This window comes from Serratia sp. NGAS9, from assembly GCF_009905295.1.
GTDB classification, from domain to species: domain Bacteria; phylum Pseudomonadota; class Gammaproteobacteria; order Enterobacterales; family Enterobacteriaceae; genus Serratia; species Serratia bockelmannii.
The window spans coordinates 3,306,168-3,322,468 of sequence record NZ_CP047605.1; the positions used below are offsets into that span (position 1 = coordinate 3,306,168).

19 protein-coding genes are annotated in these 16,301 nt (G+C 52.8%); 16 read left to right on the plus strand and 3 right to left on the minus strand.

Going from position 1 to position 16,301, the window contains the following annotated elements; genetic code table 11:
- Positions 1-9 precede the first annotated feature (9 nt).
- The 3 genes from GUC32_RS15760 to GUC32_RS15770 are packed head-to-tail and all read right to left on the minus strand — an operon-like array spanning position 10 to position 3,111.
- Positions 10-873, minus strand: a complete 864-nt coding sequence (locus GUC32_RS15760) for an HlyD family secretion protein (protein WP_032754812.1) — start codon at positions 871-873, stop codon at positions 10-12.
- Positions 870-1,085: a DUF1656 domain-containing protein gene (locus GUC32_RS15765; RefSeq protein ID WP_032754814.1), complete on the minus strand. Its 216-nt coding sequence runs from the start codon at positions 1,083-1,085 to the stop codon at positions 870-872. Before GUC32_RS15765 ends, GUC32_RS15760 begins: the two co-directional genes overlap by 4 nt.
- Positions 1,075-3,111 (minus strand): FUSC family protein, encoded by a 2,037-nt coding sequence (locus GUC32_RS15770; protein ID WP_032754817.1) that lies wholly within the window; start codon positions 3,109-3,111, stop codon positions 1,075-1,077. Before GUC32_RS15770 ends, GUC32_RS15765 begins: the two co-directional genes overlap by 11 nt.
- Positions 3,112-3,187: 76 nt before the next feature.
- On the opposite strand from GUC32_RS15770, the gene GUC32_RS15775 reads away from it, so the two are divergent.
- The 16 genes from GUC32_RS15775 to virB11 all read left to right on the plus strand — a co-directional run bounded on the left by GUC32_RS15775 (position 3,188) and on the right by virB11 (position 16,242).
- Entirely contained in the window at positions 3,188-3,994 is an 807-nt protein-coding gene (locus tag GUC32_RS15775) for a helix-turn-helix domain-containing protein (protein ID WP_032754820.1), read from the plus strand.
- Positions 3,995-4,594: 600 nt separating this feature from the next.
- Entirely contained in the window at positions 4,595-4,789 is a 195-nt protein-coding gene (locus GUC32_RS15780; protein ID WP_032754823.1) for an AlpA family transcriptional regulator, read from the plus strand.
- A gap of 52 nt (positions 4,790-4,841) precedes the next feature.
- Positions 4,842-5,429 carry a DUF2857 domain-containing protein gene (locus GUC32_RS15785; RefSeq protein WP_032754824.1) on the plus strand — a complete coding sequence of 196 codons (588 nt, stop codon included), beginning with the start codon at positions 4,842-4,844 and terminating at the stop codon, positions 5,427-5,429.
- Positions 5,419-5,628 (plus strand): TraR/DksA family transcriptional regulator, encoded by a 210-nt coding sequence (locus tag GUC32_RS15790; protein ID WP_022065314.1) that lies wholly within the window; start codon positions 5,419-5,421, stop codon positions 5,626-5,628. The genes GUC32_RS15785 and GUC32_RS15790 overlap by 11 nt, the downstream gene beginning before the upstream one ends.
- A gap of 394 nt (positions 5,629-6,022) precedes the next feature.
- Positions 6,023-6,244: a hypothetical protein gene (locus GUC32_RS15795; protein WP_048762577.1), complete on the plus strand. Its 222-nt coding sequence runs from the start codon at positions 6,023-6,025 to the stop codon at positions 6,242-6,244.
- Between the two features lie 72 nt (positions 6,245-6,316).
- The gene (locus GUC32_RS15800) at positions 6,317-6,961 is read left to right on the plus strand and encodes a lytic transglycosylase domain-containing protein (RefSeq protein WP_032754830.1); all 645 of its coding nucleotides are present in this window, start codon (positions 6,317-6,319) and stop codon (positions 6,959-6,961) included.
- On the plus strand, positions 6,958-7,236 hold the full coding sequence (locus GUC32_RS15805) for a TrbC/VirB2 family protein (protein ID WP_032754832.1): 279 nt from the start codon (positions 6,958-6,960) through the stop codon (positions 7,234-7,236). Before GUC32_RS15800 ends, GUC32_RS15805 begins: the two co-directional genes overlap by 4 nt.
- 11 nt (positions 7,237-7,247) lie before the next feature.
- The gene (locus GUC32_RS15810) at positions 7,248-9,995 is read left to right on the plus strand and encodes a VirB3 family type IV secretion system protein (RefSeq protein ID WP_087051070.1); all 2,748 of its coding nucleotides are present in this window, start codon (positions 7,248-7,250) and stop codon (positions 9,993-9,995) included.
- 22 nt (positions 9,996-10,017) lie between these two features.
- Positions 10,018-10,746, plus strand: a complete 729-nt coding sequence (locus GUC32_RS15815) for a type IV secretion system protein (protein ID WP_040206876.1) — start codon at positions 10,018-10,020, stop codon at positions 10,744-10,746.
- An 11-nt stretch (positions 10,747-10,757) separates the two neighbouring features.
- Positions 10,758-11,033 (plus strand): EexN family lipoprotein, encoded by a 276-nt coding sequence (locus GUC32_RS15820; protein WP_040206878.1) that lies wholly within the window; start codon positions 10,758-10,760, stop codon positions 11,031-11,033.
- 71 nt (positions 11,034-11,104) lie between these two features.
- Positions 11,105-12,136, plus strand: a complete 1,032-nt coding sequence (locus tag GUC32_RS15825; RefSeq protein WP_040206880.1) for a type IV secretion system protein — start codon at positions 11,105-11,107, stop codon at positions 12,134-12,136.
- A gap of 89 nt (positions 12,137-12,225) precedes the next feature.
- Positions 12,226-12,366: a hypothetical protein gene (locus tag GUC32_RS15830; protein ID WP_040206882.1), complete on the plus strand. Its 141-nt coding sequence runs from the start codon at positions 12,226-12,228 to the stop codon at positions 12,364-12,366.
- Positions 12,359-13,042, plus strand: coding sequence for a virB8 family protein (locus GUC32_RS15835; RefSeq protein WP_040206884.1), 684 nt, complete (start codon positions 12,359-12,361; stop codon positions 13,040-13,042). The genes GUC32_RS15830 and GUC32_RS15835 overlap by 8 nt, the downstream gene beginning before the upstream one ends.
- Complete coding sequence (virB9, locus tag GUC32_RS15840) at positions 13,039-13,929, plus strand: P-type conjugative transfer protein VirB9 (RefSeq protein WP_170928019.1); 891 nt, start codon at positions 13,039-13,041, stop codon at positions 13,927-13,929. Before GUC32_RS15835 ends, virB9 begins: the two co-directional genes overlap by 4 nt.
- Positions 13,926-15,233, plus strand: a complete 1,308-nt coding sequence (virB10, locus tag GUC32_RS15845) for a VirB10/TraB/TrbI family type IV secretion system protein (RefSeq protein WP_048762575.1) — start codon at positions 13,926-13,928, stop codon at positions 15,231-15,233. The genes virB9 and virB10 overlap by 4 nt, the downstream gene beginning before the upstream one ends.
- The gene (gene virB11, locus GUC32_RS15850) at positions 15,223-16,242 is read left to right on the plus strand and encodes a P-type DNA transfer ATPase VirB11 (protein WP_048762574.1); all 1,020 of its coding nucleotides are present in this window, start codon (positions 15,223-15,225) and stop codon (positions 16,240-16,242) included. Before virB10 ends, virB11 begins: the two co-directional genes overlap by 11 nt.
- Positions 16,243-16,301: the final 59 nt, after the last annotated feature.

A 16,301-nucleotide genomic window follows, 5' to 3' on the forward strand; every position in this document is an offset into this window, starting at 1 on the left:
TACTTTTTATTATGGTGTGATGGATATACTCGCAGACAGTCCAGCCACCAATTCAATTCCCTCCGGCAATCTGTCAATATGAATCCGAACCGGGATACGCTGCGCGAGCCGCACCCAGCTAAAGGTTGGCTCGACATTAGGCAGGCCAAGCCCCCCGGTCTCGTCATTGTTATCATCTATTCCGCGTCCGATGCTCTCAACATGACCCGTGATCACCGGCTTAAATCCCATCAGCGTAATGTGTGCAGTATTTCCCGTGCGGATATGTTGCAACTTAGTCTCTTCAAAATAGCCAACCACCCAAAAACTATGGGCATCAATGATGGAAACTTTAGTTTCTCCCGCTGTGGCATAGTCACCAGGGCGAAGCCGCAAATGTGTGACATAGCCCGTAACCGGAGACCGAACAATAGCATGCGATAAGTTAAGCTCTGCAAGGTCCAGCGCAGCCAGTGCACCGTGGTAATTAGCCGCAGCGACGCTGGCTGCGCTGGCTGTTTGTTGTAAATCCTCGCTGGAAATTACCCCTTTAATCTGAGAGCGTCGTCTCGCCGCATCCTGGCGCATCAGCATTTCATGACGTTTCGCCTCAACATCAGCCTGTGCGCTGACCACGGCCAACCTCAACCAGTGCGGGTCAATGGAATAGAGCACATCGCCCCGATTAACCCACTGATTATCGCGGACGGCCACATTCAGCACCGGTCCGGAGACATCCGGCGCAATCTGTACCACATCCGCACGAACTCGACCATCGCGGGTCCAGGGGGTTTGCGCATAATGTTTCCAGAGAATAAAAGCCAAAAGCGTAGCCACCGCCACAGCGCTGAGCGTCAGCACGTAGCGGCCCAGTAGAGAAAGTAACGATTTCATTTAAAAAACCCCAGTTCGGTCAGCCCCTGCAGCAGCAGGTAAAAAGTAATAATGAAGACGGAAAAATCGATCATCGGTCTAAAGGGCAAGCGGCGGTAACCCTTGCTGAATGACAAGATATGTACGATAAATAGCGTACATGTCAGTGCAATGAGGGCAATTACCAACAGACCGGGTACAAAAACGCCCTCAATATTGAAATCATTGATCATTAGCAGGCTCCATTTTCTGAACGCTTAATGCGCAGTAAAGATCAACCAGTTGATCGACATAATGTCGCGATAGTTCATCTGTTACGCTCAAGCTGCGCTCAGTCAGAATGGCGATCCGTTGAAGTAAGGTGTCAATATCTGTCGAGTGTGTAAGAAGGGTGAGTACTTCTTTTATTTCTTTGTTCGCATGCGCATCACATCGGCGTAATCGCATTACACACAGCCCTATGCGCAGGGCGTACAACAAATGATGTGCCCGTTCCGGTGACTGTCCGCTGCGCTGCAAACGCGGCAGTATCAACGCAGCCCGATCGATCATCAGGTTGATCCAGAGAGTTTCATCAGTATTCAGCACACCTTTCACGCTGCGGTTAATATCGCGCTGACATAATTGAAGCAGGCGATTTATTGCCGCATCTGCCTGTACAGTTTGCAGAAAGCCCATGCTGAATACCGCAAAGCCAGTTGCAGAAAATAGTGCGATTGCGGTATTCACCGCCACGGCAAAATCCCCGCTGTAGTGGGCACCCAGCTCGCACAAAATAGGCAGCGTCAGTGTGATCCCCATCGCCATAAACGTGGTAGGCGGTCTGGCCTGGAGCGATCCAGCCAGCAGATAGATCGGAGCTAAAACCGTTACCAGCACGATAAAATCACTGACTTGTGGTAGTAGAACGAAACTGTAGATCAGGCTTATCACAACGCCCCAGAAGGAGCCGATAATGTATTTCACAATATGCGGGGCAGGCGTATCGAAGCCGCCAAACAGTGTGCAACAAACGCCAAGGATAGAAACCGCCGTACCGCCATCAGGCCATGCCGAGAAAATCCACACCATGCAGCCGCTCAGAATGATGGTGAAAGCGCCCAGAGCGGTGCGGGCAGCAGTGAGAGAATCGCGGTGGAATACATACCCTCTCACGGTATTCTTTTCCGATTGCGCAGGCGTCTGCTTCGCGTGATGAATGGCGTCCGAAAGACGATAGCACTGCTGCACAAGGACAATGGCCTCTAACAGGTAGCGCATAAAACTTACACGCAGCGCTTCTTCAAGCGTCAGCTCATACACTGAATAGCGCTGCAGTAATTTTTCACTGCTTTTTTTGAGCGCTTCACCCTCGCTTTTGAATTTTCCTTCATCTTTGCAGGCCAACCAGACCTCAACATCACCCAGCAGAATTTGCACATCGACAGGTATCGTCGCTATCAGCGCTAAACGGTCGCGTAACTCACAGTTAACAATGACTAATCGCGCAAGCCTGTCATGAAGCCTTTTTCTCGCTTGCCGGACCGGTACAGAGAACGCAAAATCATAAGGGACATGATGGCTGATACCCTGCAGGAACTGTAATGCCAGTGCCATATGCAGCGGCCCGGAAGCAGCGTCGGGTTTGCCTGCTAAAGTCTCTGCGATACGCTGTCGCGCCGCGAGTAGCGTCTGCGACAATTTACTGTTGAACTGGCCTGAGATGCGCGCGGGCAATACATAGCGATGAATAAGTGCCGCGCAGAAGATACCGATCATGATTTCCTGTATCCGAGTGATAGCGATGTCAAAAATCGCGCCAGGATCGGATACCGCAGGGAAGCCAATCAGACTCGCAGTGTAACCAGCCAGGACAAAACCATAGGCCCGGGGCGTGCGTTCCAGCAAGGATAAATAGAGGCAGAAGGTAATCCAGCCTGTCAATATCACGCTGCAAAATACGGAGGAATTCGCGAACGTGGGTACAATTAATACCGTTATGCCCGCGCCGACTACCGTTCCCACCAGACGATACAGACTTCTGCTCAGCGATGCTCCGACGGAGGTTTGGGAAACAATATACACGGTGATAATTGCCCAGGAAGGCCGCTCCAGGCCAATTGACAGTGCAATGTAGTATGCGAGCATCGCTGCGGCAAAACTCTTCGCGGAATAGAGCAGAGCGTTCGCATCATTCAGTAGTGAAGGAGAAGCCATACCGCGAAGACGTTGGCATATCGTGTGTAAAAAATGAAAGTAACTCGCGTTAATTTTTTTCATGCCGGAAATTATTACCGGCTTGCATATCCACTTAAATACTCTATTCTGTCAAAAAATACCTAAATGTTGCCAATCTATGTTACCCCCACTCGCCAATACGCTGTTTGATCCGGATGCCACCCCCTGTCCCGCAGTCGCGCGTCATCTGGATTTTGTCGATTACGCGGCCGAAGTGCCTGTGCATACGCACCGCAAAGGGCAATTGATTATTGCCCTCTATGGGGCGGTCATTTGTCGCGCCGAAAATGATATCTGGATCGTGCCGCCTGATTGTGCCGTCTGGATCCCTGGGGGAGTGCCGCACAGCGCCAAAGCTACCTGGAATGCGCATCTCAACTATCTGTTTATCGAACCCGGAGCCGCCGCGTTGCCGGAGCGATGCTGTACTCTGGCAATTTCCAGTCTGATTAAAGAACTTGTTGCCCGTTTAACCCGCGAGGGCGTCGGATACCCACCAGAAAGCCATCTCGCCAGACTGACCAGAGTAACACTTGATGAATTAGCCACCATGCCTCAGCAGAAACTGAGCCTCCCTGTGTCGTCGCATCCTAAAATCCGCGCCATGGCCGATGCTCTGGTCAGTCAACCTGATGACCGAAGCACATTCAAAACATGGGCAAAAAGACTGGCGCTTAGCGAGCGTTCTCTCGCGCGTTTAATGCTGCGCGAAACCGGGTTGACGTTCGGACGCTGGCGTCAGCAACTGCAACTGATAATTGCTCTCCGGGAACTGGCTAGCGGCGTTTCGGTTCAGAATGTTGCAGCTAATCTGGGGTATGAATCGGTTAATGCGTTTATCACCATGTTCAAAAAAACAATGGGAAGTACACCCGCGCACTATTTTGCCGAACGGAAAACAAGCGCACACTTAACCGATATTTAGCGACATCAGGTTATCCAAAAAACCATAGGTGAGTCATAGAGCTGCCATATCCGTCTCCCTGTGCGGGGGATCACACTACAGAATCTTTACGGCATGGAACCTCCAGCCAAGACTATATTGCCTCAGCCGCCTTAACGATAACAAGAATCAAAGGACTTTATTATATCTGTTGGATCGGTCTATACATGATCGGGAAGCACAATCAATTCAGCATTGTGTTAAGGAAGTAGTTGAGCATATATGTTTCGACCACACAGAACACTTCTATGGCGATGCTTCATAGCGCATTACCGCCAGAGTGGTAACGCCCCCCCTGACTGAAATTCACAATGAATGTATTTAACCGCATCTTTTTATTGTCCTCATTATCACGCTAAGTCATGACACCATTGCACCAGCGAAACGCTGAAAACTACACAGCAGCACAACTATCCTTCTCCACATCCTTATACAACTAATAACTTATTATTTATTCACTACAAAACCGTACTAAGGATCTTCCCATCAGTAATAAGGTGCTATCGGCTTTTCCTAAGCTTACTGCTGTGTTCTTTTATTTTCTCTGGACATGCACCAGTCATTCCACAATAGGAGAATACAATGACATCACATCAGTTATTACGTTTAAAACAGGTCGAAGAAAAAACCGGTTTGAAACGCTCTCAAATTTACCTGTATATGAAAAATGGAACCTTTCCACGTTCAATAAAAATTGGCCCGGCCAGTGTGGCCTGGCTCGAATCGGAAATTGATGAATGGATCAGCCTTAAATTGGCCGGACGTTCAAACAGTTAAAAATGTCCGTTTATTTGCTCAACTTTTCCATATAGATTGAGGAGATAACAGAATGATTCCATTAATTAATTACACCATCTTAACTGATGCGTTGCACGCTCTGAAAGTTGGGGATATTCGTCACTGCGAGTCCCTCGGATTCACTTTCGACGAAATGAATGCTCTTAATCAGTTATCACTCGATGAACTGTTTGCTGTCAGCCGGGCGACGGCTCCCTTTGTTTCGGTCAGTGTCCGCCATGATGTCCTGCATCATTTACTGGCGCAGGCCCGACAGGAATACCGACAACAGCAGCAGATTAACCGGGCTATCCGGCTGGGCGGTTCTATCGCGTTGCTCAACCACTACTTTGGCTTGACGTCTAATGATGTCTGCCTTCGCCGACGGCTGCTTGGTGTCAGCGTGCCATATGGACGTACACCTGAGCCGGATGAAGAGACAGATGCCGAGATCTGGCGGCAATGGCAGAAGTGCCGGGTGGAAAGCCTTGAATCCCCCGACGCGCTGATGGCCATGATGCAGGTTACTGAACTCCTGCTACCAAGTTCCCTGGGACTATCACTCACCATGGTATGGAGACGTATCACGCTTTGTGAAAAGGAAGTTGCCGCTAACAGGAGGGCACCACATGCCGGATGAGATCGATCGCGATCAGGAATTTAATGAGCAGCGCCTGGAGGAGATGATTGAACAGAGTCGTTTTAAGCCGGGGTCGACACCATCATTATTTCACTGTCGTGTATGTGGTAAACCCATTCCAGAAAAGCGACGGCAAGCACTGCCGGGTGTAACCACCTGTACGGAATGTCAGGAAAAACTTGAACGTAGTAGCCGCTGACAGGATAAAAAGGACGTGTAGAGATGTTATATCTCTGCATGTCTTTATTATTCACGGTGAATGTTAATACCACTCTCTCGTGTTTTTTAAATCCTCATTATTCTCACTGCATCTTAAATACTCCACTATTTTTCTCTCTTCTTTTTGTTTTGAGTTTCTCATTTATATCCCTCACCAGATATTCGAATCTGAGAACGCCATTACAGCATTAGTCGCCCCTATGGACATTAATTCGTCCTGACAGGGTATTGCTCTTTAACAAAATGGATCGGGCTGTCACGTAACCACAATTCAGGGTGCCGCTGAATGTTCTCGCTGACCCGTTAAAACCGGAATGCAGAACCGGGATGTGACTGGTTTATTTCATTTACTGTTTTTGATCAAAGGAAATTCCATGAGAAAACCCGCTTATCACGTCTTTGTTACCCAGGAAAGCCAGCCCGATGTGCAGGGCGAAACAAACACGTACTGGACAAAAGTTGGCGTGGCCTTCGCGCATAACGGCAAGCCCGGTCTGAATATCGTGCTGATACCCGGTATTGCGGTTTCCGGCAGGCTGGTACTGCTCGAACCGAGAGAAGAAAGCGACATTTCACAGGATGCCGCTGCCACTTAATCCATTTTCTCTTCTTCTCACCCGGCGGCGTACTTTTCTGTAAGCCGCCGGTCTCTCTGTTGCGAGGCCAGCATGCTTTCCACCACTGCCTTTCTGGCACTGGCGGTGCAGTGCGCCGCCAGTATTCACCCGTCCACGTCACTTGATGTCGCACGGGTCGAATCCGGCTTCCACCCCTACGCCATTGCTGAAATCCTGCCAGACAGCCGGGGCGTGATTTCACATTTCCCCTCGAGCCTGCCGGAGGCGATCCTCCTTACCAGACAGCTGGCTGCACAGGGCCGACGCTATTCGGTCGGCCTGATGCAAATCACCAGCATCAATTTCCGCCATTACGGCGTCACGGCCAGCGACCTGCTTAACCCTTGCATCAATCTGTCGGTATTTGAGCGCATTCTCGCCGACTGTTACCGGCGCGGCGGAACACTGAAACGGGCGCTCAGTTGTTACTACTCCGGCAACTTTGAAACCGGCCAGCGGCCGGAATCCGCCTTTAACCAGACCAGCTACGTGCAGCGCATTGGCTATGTCGTCCCGTCCACGCGGAAAGACCGGCAGCGTGCCCCTGACCGGAACGCACAGCCGTCTGTCCGTTATCCCGCCGTTGTGCTGCGCGGCGAGCCTGCCGGTGCCACTGCGCCGATCCTGACTTCCCTGCATTATCCCGGTTCCGTCATTCGCGGCGCTATCCCTGTTATCCCTGATGAGGAGAAATGATCATGCGTAAACGCCGTTACTCCGCTGTTGTTTCCGTGCTGCTGTCTTCCCCGGTGCTGGCGGCGGACAGTGGTTTTAACAAGGCCAATGAAACACTGAGCAATACCTCGACCGGCCTGCTGGGACTGGCCGCCGTCACCATCACGCTGGCGACCATGTGGGTGGGCTACAAGGTGCTGTTCGACGGCAAGAGCCTGCACGACATGCGTAACGTCATCATCGGCGCGATCCTGATTGTCGGTGCATCCGGCTTCGGTGCCTACTGGGCGTCATAAGGGAGGCAACGATGGCTACGCTGAATAAAGCGCTTACGCGGCCTGCCGCCATTATGGGTATTCCTCTTGTGCCGTTCGTTCTTGTCAGCGGGGCCATCGTCCTGCTGGCGGTCTATGTCAGCTATTACCTGGCGGTTCTGCTCATTCCTGCCTGGGCGGAAATGAAAAATAAAGCCCGAAAGGATATTCATTATTTCAGCCTGCTCTGGCTGGCGTTTAAAACCCGTGGACGGCTTTTCACCAATACCCATTTTGGCGCGAATGCCCTTCTGGCAAACCAGTACGATAATGTTGATGTCTCGGAGTTTATTCAGAAAATGAAATTAAACGAGCGTATTACGCTGGATAAATATATTCCGTATTCCTCCCATATTCACCCCTACGTCATCAGAAATCGTCACCGTGATTTTGTTGCCACCTGGGAGCTGGGCGGCACAGTCTTTGAATGTGAAGACGAACATCACCTGACCCTGATGGCCACGCACCTGAATAACGTTATTCGTTCGTATGAGGGGCTGCCGGTAACATTCTATATTCACCGGCTCCGTGAAAAATACCATGATACTTTTGAAGCCCGTTCGGGTATTCCCTTTTCCGATGAGGTAACACGGCGGTATTACCAGCCGGTAAAAGAAAAACCGTTCTGGCGGCACCGGCTGTTTTTTACCGTCTGCTACGCGCCGTTCTCTGCGATTGAGAAAAAAACCATGAAAGCGCAGCCGCCCGGTAAACGCCAGCCAGCACTGGAGGACGCGCTCAAAATCATGCTGGAATACCGCGACGCGCTGGAGTCTGCGTTATCCCGCTATATGGCAATGCCGCTGGGGATATATGAAGAAAACGAGCGGGTGTATTCCTCACAACTGGCGTTCTTTCATCGTCTGCTTACCGGCCAGTGGCAGAAAGTGGCCGTAACGCGCTCACCATTTTATGAAACGCTCAGTACGCCAGACGTCTTTTTCACCACCGACACCGGTGAATGCCAGACGGTCAGCGGTTCCCGCTTCTTCCGCAGCCTCGAGATTAAGGATTATTCCCCGGAAACCCATACCGGTATGCTGGACGCACTGCTGTACGCCGAAAGCGAGTATGTTCTGACGCAGTCCTTTACCTGCATGGCGCGGGATGAAGCGCAGGATCATATCCGGCTGGCGGAAAAACGGCTGAACTCAGCGGACGACGACGCGATTTCCCAGCGCGAAGAGCTGATTGTCCTGCGCGACCTGCTCCAGTCCGGGCATGTGTCGTGCGGTAAATTCCACTTTTCCCTGCTGATCTCCTCAGACAGTGCCGGGCAGGTGGTGAAGGACACTAACGTTCTGGCCCAGCCCTTCGCCGATCTGGGTATTATGACGACGCTCTCCACCCTGTCACTGCCCGCCGCATATCTGGCGCAACTGCCGGGCGTCTATACGCTGCGTCCCCGACTGGTGGCCGTCAGCAGCCAGAATTTTGCCGATATGGCCTGCCTGCATAACTTCCATCCCCACAAACGCAGCGGCAATCCGTGGGGGGAAGCCATCGCCATCCTCACATCGCCCGGCGGTGGCGGGTATTACCTGAACCTTCACGACAGCCAGGCCGGACGGGATGACACCGGTGAGAAAACGCCGGGAAATACGGCGATTATCGGGAAAACCGGCTCCGGCAAAACCCTGCTGATGACCATCCTGCAACAACTGATGCAGAAGTACCGTAACCCGGCGTCGTTTGCGCCTTCTGCCACCCTCAAACGGCTGACCACGGTGTATTTCGATAAGGACCGGGCGGCGGAGATGGCGATCCGCCAGGCGGGCGGGCGTTATTTCCGCATCCGTACCGGCGAGCCCACCGGCTTCAACCCGTTTGCGCTGGAGCCAACCCGCCGGAACATCAGTTTCATCAAACGGCTGGTGCGCATGCTGTGCCGCCGCAACGGTAAGCCGCTCGATCCGCGCGATGAGGAGCGGATCAGTGCCGCCGTTGACACCATCATGCTGGACTATCCGCCGGAGTACCGCCGGTTCGGAATCACCCGGCTGCTGGAAGTGCTGCCGGAGCCGCCGACCACAGACGCCCGCACCAACGGGCTGCGTATCCGCCTGAAACAGTGGGCACAGGGGGGCGAGTTCGGCTGGGTGTTTGATAACGAGGCTGATACTTTCACCATCAGCGATGTCGATAACGTTGGTATCGACGGCACCGAATTTCTGGATGATGACGATATTCGCGGCCCCGTGACCTTTTACCTGCTGTATCGCGTGACCAGCCTGCTGGACGGTCGCCGCCTGGTGATGTTTATGGATGAGTTCTGGCGCTGGCTGTCCGATGTCGAATTTTCCCGTTTCTCGCTCAATATGCTGAAAGTTATCCGCAAGCTGAACGGCATATTCGTCCCCGCAACACAGTCACCGGATGAAATCGTCAGACATCCCATCGCCCCGGCGATTATTGAACAGTGCGGCACCCAGATTTTCCTCGCCAACCCGAAGGCCAGTCATGCGGATTACGTGGAGAAAATGAAAGTGCCGGACAGCGTTTATGAGACTGTCAGGAACCTTGATCCGGGCGAGCATTATATGGTCATCCTGAAAACACCGTTGCGGGCCGGGGAAACCCGCCCGTTTGTGGCGTTGGCAAAAATGGATCTGTCCGGGCTGGGTAAACTCACCCGGCTCCTCAGCGGCAGTGAGGACAACCTGAAAATATTCGATGCCATCTATCAGGACGGTATGCGACCTGATGAATGGAAAGAAACCTTCCTTGAGCGGGCAATCTGATATTAATACGGAGGTCGTTGATATGCGTACCAGATATACCTTTCTGGCATTATCGTTATTTTTCCCGACGCAGACGTTCAGCGCCGGAATACCGGTTTTCGACGCCGTGCAGAATACCGAATCCATTAACCAGTGGATGCAGAAATTACAGCAATGGGAGGATACGGTTACCCATTATAAAAGTGAACTTGATGCGTATAAAAAACAGTTAGCTACTGCAACCGGCGTGCGGGATATTCAGGGTTTTCTCAGCGATGCCCGAAGCCTGAAAACCGATATTGATAATCTCCGTAAGAGCAGTATTTCACTGGATGATCTGCTGACCACGCAAAACAGTTCATATTCTTCTGAACTGCAAAACCTTTACAGTAAATACAAATCATTCAGCGTATGCAGCGAGGAACAGGAAGGGATAAAGTCTCAGGCCCTGGCCGACAGTTGTAAACAGATAATCCTCAATCAGGCAATGGCGATTGAGAATACCACTGACGTTGAAAACAGGATCAACAGCACACTCAGCGATATATCAGACTTATCTGACCGTATATCGAATGCACAGGATTCGAAAGAGTCTCAGGATCTGGCTAACGCCATCGCGGCGAAAAGCGTACAGTTAAATGCGCTGACAAATCAGTGGGAGATGTCTGTCAGACAGGCTGAACAGCGAACGACATTGCTGGAACAGCAAAGACAGAAAGCCTTTGAACAGCAGCAGCTATCGGCACCTGTTGCTGACCTTAATAATTTATAAGGAGGTTATCCGTGGTCAGATCCTTATTCACCTTATGCACACTCTCAGGCGTGATATTACTTTCCGGCTGCAAGGAAACCAAATCCGAAACCTGGTATAAGCAGCATCCTGACGAAACATATGCGGTTTACACGCAATGCCTGAAGGATGGCGAGGCAAGCGATAACTGCGAGTTTGCTCAACGGGCTGCCATTATGTTCGCTCAAATTGGCAAACCCGGAATAAAAGAAAAATTTGAGACATTCTTTCAGCAAGAAGCCGAAAAGAGAAAATCCGTCACACAATAATATCTCCTCCAGCAAAACAGAGAATTCTCCCTGTTTTTTATTTCCTTTCTTTATCTATCAGGTGAGGCACCATGTCCGGTGGTATTTTTGTGGGTATGGACAAAAACATCATGGATGGACTGAATGCCGTACTGGAAGGTCAGTCTTCCACTTACGGTACGATGATCAGCGTTATCATCGTCAGCTCTTTTACCTTATTTATACTGTATCGCGGTTATCAGACGCTGGCTGGCAAACTCCGGGCCCCGGTTGAAGATGTCGTCTGGGATGTGGGGCGAATGTTGCTGATCACCACCTTTGCGTTAAACCGGGATGGCTGGCTGGATATGGCGGTAGCGGCTATCCAGGGACTCAAAGACGGTGTCAGCGGCAATGATAACGTCTGGGCGCTGCTTGATACCGTCTGGGAAAAGGCACAGACACTGGGGCAGACACTGTTCAGTATGGACACCTCGACTTACGTCAAACTGAATGGTGGCTTTGCCGAAGTGCTGGTATGGGGCGGCGCGATCGTTCTGTTACTGGCTGCCACCTTTGTCAACCTGCTCGCTGAAATTATCATCCTGTTAATGACGACCACCGCGCCGCTCTTTATTTTCTGCCTGCTGTACGGTTTTCTTAAGCCGATGTTTGATAACTGGCTGAAAACGATTTTCGCGGCAATATTAACGATCATGTTTTCCGCCTTATCCATCCGTATCGCCATCAATTACCTGAATAAAATCCTTGATGCAGCGACCCGGACATCCAATGTCAGCAACATGGTGACGCTGGCGGCACAGTGCCTGCTGGCCGGGATTGCAGCGGGTGTGGTGGTCTGGTTCTCGGCGAAGCTCGCCAGCGCCCTCAGCGGAGCCGCTGTACAGGCGGTGTTACAGGGGGCGGCCATGAGTGGTCTGACCGGACTGGCGAACAAATCCGCTGACCTGGCCGGGCCGGGGATAAAGGGCGGTGCCCGCCTGGCTGCGAAAGGCGGCATGGCCGTCGCCGCGGCGACCGGCAGACTCACTGGCGCAGGCGCGGGTAAAACCGTGAGCGCCTGGCAGAAACGCGCCGCCGCCATCGAAAGCATGAAACGCCTGAACCGGCAGCGTCACCGTTAATCCTCCCGACCCTTAATTTCCTTTCCCCGTCACGCCGTGGCCTGCGCCACCGGTGCGGCATTTCTGCATCCCTGTAATAAGGAACTTCCATGAAATTCAGCATCTTCCTTCTGATGCTGTGCGCGCTCACGGGCTGCGTACAGTATCAGGGCGACCTTCCGCCGGTATCCGGCGAACCCGAGCCGGTAAATTCCCCCGCCATCATTCAGGAGCTCACTCACCATGTCTGATATTCAGAACATTGTTAATGTTTCCCGCTCTTTTGAATCCATCCTGCTGGAAAAGGAAGAGCGTTCCCGAAGAACCGCCTGGCGGGTGGCCGCTGCCGGACTGATTCTGGCCGCAATGGCGATTGCGACCATTATTATTCTGCTGCCGCTGAAAACCACCGACACTGAATTATGGTCAGTGGATAAACAAACCGGGCGCTATGAATATATGACGCGCGTAAAGGAGCGGGATATTTCGTCTGAAAAGGCACTGGCGCATTCACTGGCAGCACACTATGTCAGGCTCCGCGAAGGATATAATTATTTCTCCCTCCAGCGTGATTATGACGACGTGCAGTTATTTAACAGCGACAGCGTGAACCGGGACTATCTGGACGGGTTTAACGGCGACCAGGCACCGGACGTGATTTTTAACAAGGCGGAATATATTGTTGATATCGACATTATTTCCAATGTGCATGCGCCTGCCACCGGGCCGGATAATCTGGCAACCCTGCGTATCAAGCGCACTATCCGCCGTATTGCTGATAATTCCGTGAAAACGGATGTCTGGAATATCCGCCTCACATACCGCTACGTCCCGCACCGGCAACTGACCGACAGCCAGCGCGAAGTGAACCCGCTGGGCTTTATCGTCACCAGCTACCAGCGCGACAAAGAGCTGAGGGGGGAATGATGCTGAAACACATTCTGCTCCTCACGGGTTTACTGGCGTCATGCGTGGCATGGAGCTCGGCGACACCGCGCGGCAGCGCGTATGACAGCCGGATGCAGAACGTCACGTACAACAGCCAGAACGTCACGGTCGTCAGTACCCGACCCGGCTACGTCACCATGCTGGTATTTGATGACGATGAAACAGTCATCGATGCGCAGGCGGGTTTTCCCAGAGGCTGGACCGTGACGAAAAGCGATAACCGGGTGGGTGTCAGCCCGAATCCCATCGCCCAGCCAGTCACGGATGCCAGCGGCAACAACATCAGCCAGGTCTTTCTGCCGACGGCAAAAGACTGGAAAACCAACCTGTTCGTGGTGACATCGAAACGCGACTACAGCCTGGAGCTGAACGTACTGGATAAAGACTCTCCCGCCCAGGCATTCATTATCCGCTACCACTATCCTGACGAACTGCGGAAAAAGTCAGCCGCCGCCAGTGCCACCCGCCAGCAACAACAGCAGGAAGCGCTGGACCGACAGCGGATAGCGTCGGCATTCCGGCATCCGGCCACGCCGCGCAACTGGCGCTACACCAGGCGTGTAGCCGCCGGTTCAGCCTCCATTGCCCCGGACTTTGCCTGGGATGACGGTCGTTTTGCTTATATCGGTTTTTCTCCCGCGAAAACCCTGCCTTCCGTTTTCCGGGTGGTTAACGGTCAGGAGCAGGCGGTCACGCCCGGAACGGTTAAACGGGGCAACTACACCGTGATGGTGGTTCCGGCATCTCCGCAGCTGGTTCTGCGCTACGGGAGCTCAGTGGTGGGGATCGAAAACGACGGATTCGGGCGTATCCCGCTGACCAACAGTGACACCGTTTCGCCGTCCGTTACGCTGGAGGCAAAATGACCGACAAATCTTTCCCGGACGAACCGGAAAAAACCACCGCCGAACGGGAAGCGGAAGCCCGTGAACGCGCCCGCGCGGCAATGGCATATCAGGAGCCGGAGCAGAAAACGCCGCCCGGTAAGCCGGAAGTGACCCGTTTCCGTAAAGCTTCCGGTCACCGCACGCTGATCGTCAGCCTGCTGAGTCTGGTCCTGGTCATCGCGCTGGCATCCGGTGGCGATCGTCTTCTCAGCGCCCTGAAAAGGGGTGATGAGAAAGAATCTGACACCGCGTCGCCGCCCTCCTCCGGAGCGGTGCAGCAGGAGCGTAAAAATCTGGGCATGGACAGTAATCCGTTTGGCCTCTTCGGGCCAGGGAGGCAGGAAAGCGTAGCCCCTGCCAGTCAGAGCCCCCCTGCCACTCCAGCCCTGCCGCCCGGGCCACCCGCCCTGAACAAGGCGGCAGCGCTGGCAGACGGGCTGAACAGCGGCAGTACAGGGTCAGGCGACGATATACGCACGTCCCGAAGCGGATCGCGCAGCAATGCGGGAACGTCGGGCAGCCCGTCAGCCTCCACGGCGTACACATCCTGTCAGTCGGTACTGGTCAGTGGCGAAGATGGACGCCTGCGCTGCCCGGATACAACAGCACCGGCAGGCAGCAATAACAACGACAATCCGGGCGTCGCACGCGTCACCGGTGTCAGGCGGCTGGGCCTTGATCCCGATCTCTATATCCCGGTGGATCGCTATATTCCGTGTTCGATGATGCGGCGCTTCGTGTCCGATGTTGGCGGTCATATCTCCTGCCTGATCGGTGAGAATGTCTGGAGCTCCAGTAACCATGTAATGCTGATCCCGGCGGGAACAGTTGCCCGTGGTATCTACCGCACCGGGGCACTGCAACACGGGCGCAGCCGGATGTTTGTACTGTGGACGGAGTTGCGCACGCCGGAGCCCGGCAGCCTGCAAATCCCGCTCACCGATACGCAGGCCACCGGCCCGCTTGGCGAGGCGGGGATCACGGGCTGGATCGACAGCCATTTCTGGGAGCGTTTCGGCAACGCCCTGATGCTGAGTACCGTACAGGACGTGGCAGCAGCGGCATCAGATGCCGCGCCGGGTAAAGACCGCAATACCGACTATACCGAAAATACCCGCGCCGCCACGGCGGAAATGGCGAAAACGACGCTGGAAAACAGCATCAGTATCCCGCCCACGATGTACCTGAACCAGGGCGATGTGATCGGCATCATGACCGGCACGGATATTGATTTTTCCTCTGTTTATCAACTACGGCTGAAAAAGAAATGGTATGAACGCTGAAAACCTGTCACTGGACTTTATGAAAAACCGGCTCTTTGGTGATTTTCTTGCGCAGGATGGCCTGACAGAAATTGCCGTTAACCGACCGGGCGAACTGCATACGAAAATCCGGGGGAATTGGCATAAACAGGCATCCCCGATCACGCTGCGTCAGTGTCATGCCTTTGCCAGGGCGCTGGCATCCTGGCAAGACGACAATATTGACGATACATCACCCATCCTTTCTGCAACATTAAGATCCGGCGAACGTATTCAGGCGATTATTCCCCCGGCCTGTGAGCGTAATACGGTATCCATTACGCTGCGCAAGCCTTCGTTTGAGCAGAAAACACATCAGTCATGGATTGATGCAGGATTTTATCAGCGTGTGGCTGGTCAGGAGAGAACGGAAAGCCAGGATGATGCACTGGTTCAGTTATATCACAGCGGGAATATCCCCCGTTTTATGGAAAAGGCCGTGGAATATGGCAAAACGATTTTTATTGTGGGTGAAACCGGCTCCGGTAAAACCACCTATATGAAAACGCTGCTGCATTATATTCCACTGCATCTTCGGCTGACCACAATCGAAGATAATCCCGAAATCCATTTTTATCACCACGCCAATTATGTGCATCTTTTTTACCCGGCGGATGGCGGGGATAATGCCATTGTCACCCCCGGCAGGCTGATCCGTGCTAATTATCGGATGAACCCTGACCGGATATTACTGGCGGAAATTCGTGGGCGGGAGGCATGGGACGCGCTTAAAATTATTGGTTCCGGGCATGAGGGATTAATCACCTCCCTGCATGCAGGCAGCCCGGAAGAATGTATTGAAGGGATCATTGACCGCTGCTATGAAAACCCCGACTGCCGGAATATTCCTTTTGATGTGCTGTTACGCAAGGTACTTAAAAGCATTGATGTCATCGTCAGTATTGACATACACGGCGATGTGCGCCGGATGAGTGATATTTACTTTAAGCCAGTTCATTTAAAAAGCATGAAAGAGGCATTCAGACAATAACTCTGGCAAATAACATTACCCTAAATACGCAACCTTTCATTAATCATACCGGTGACTGA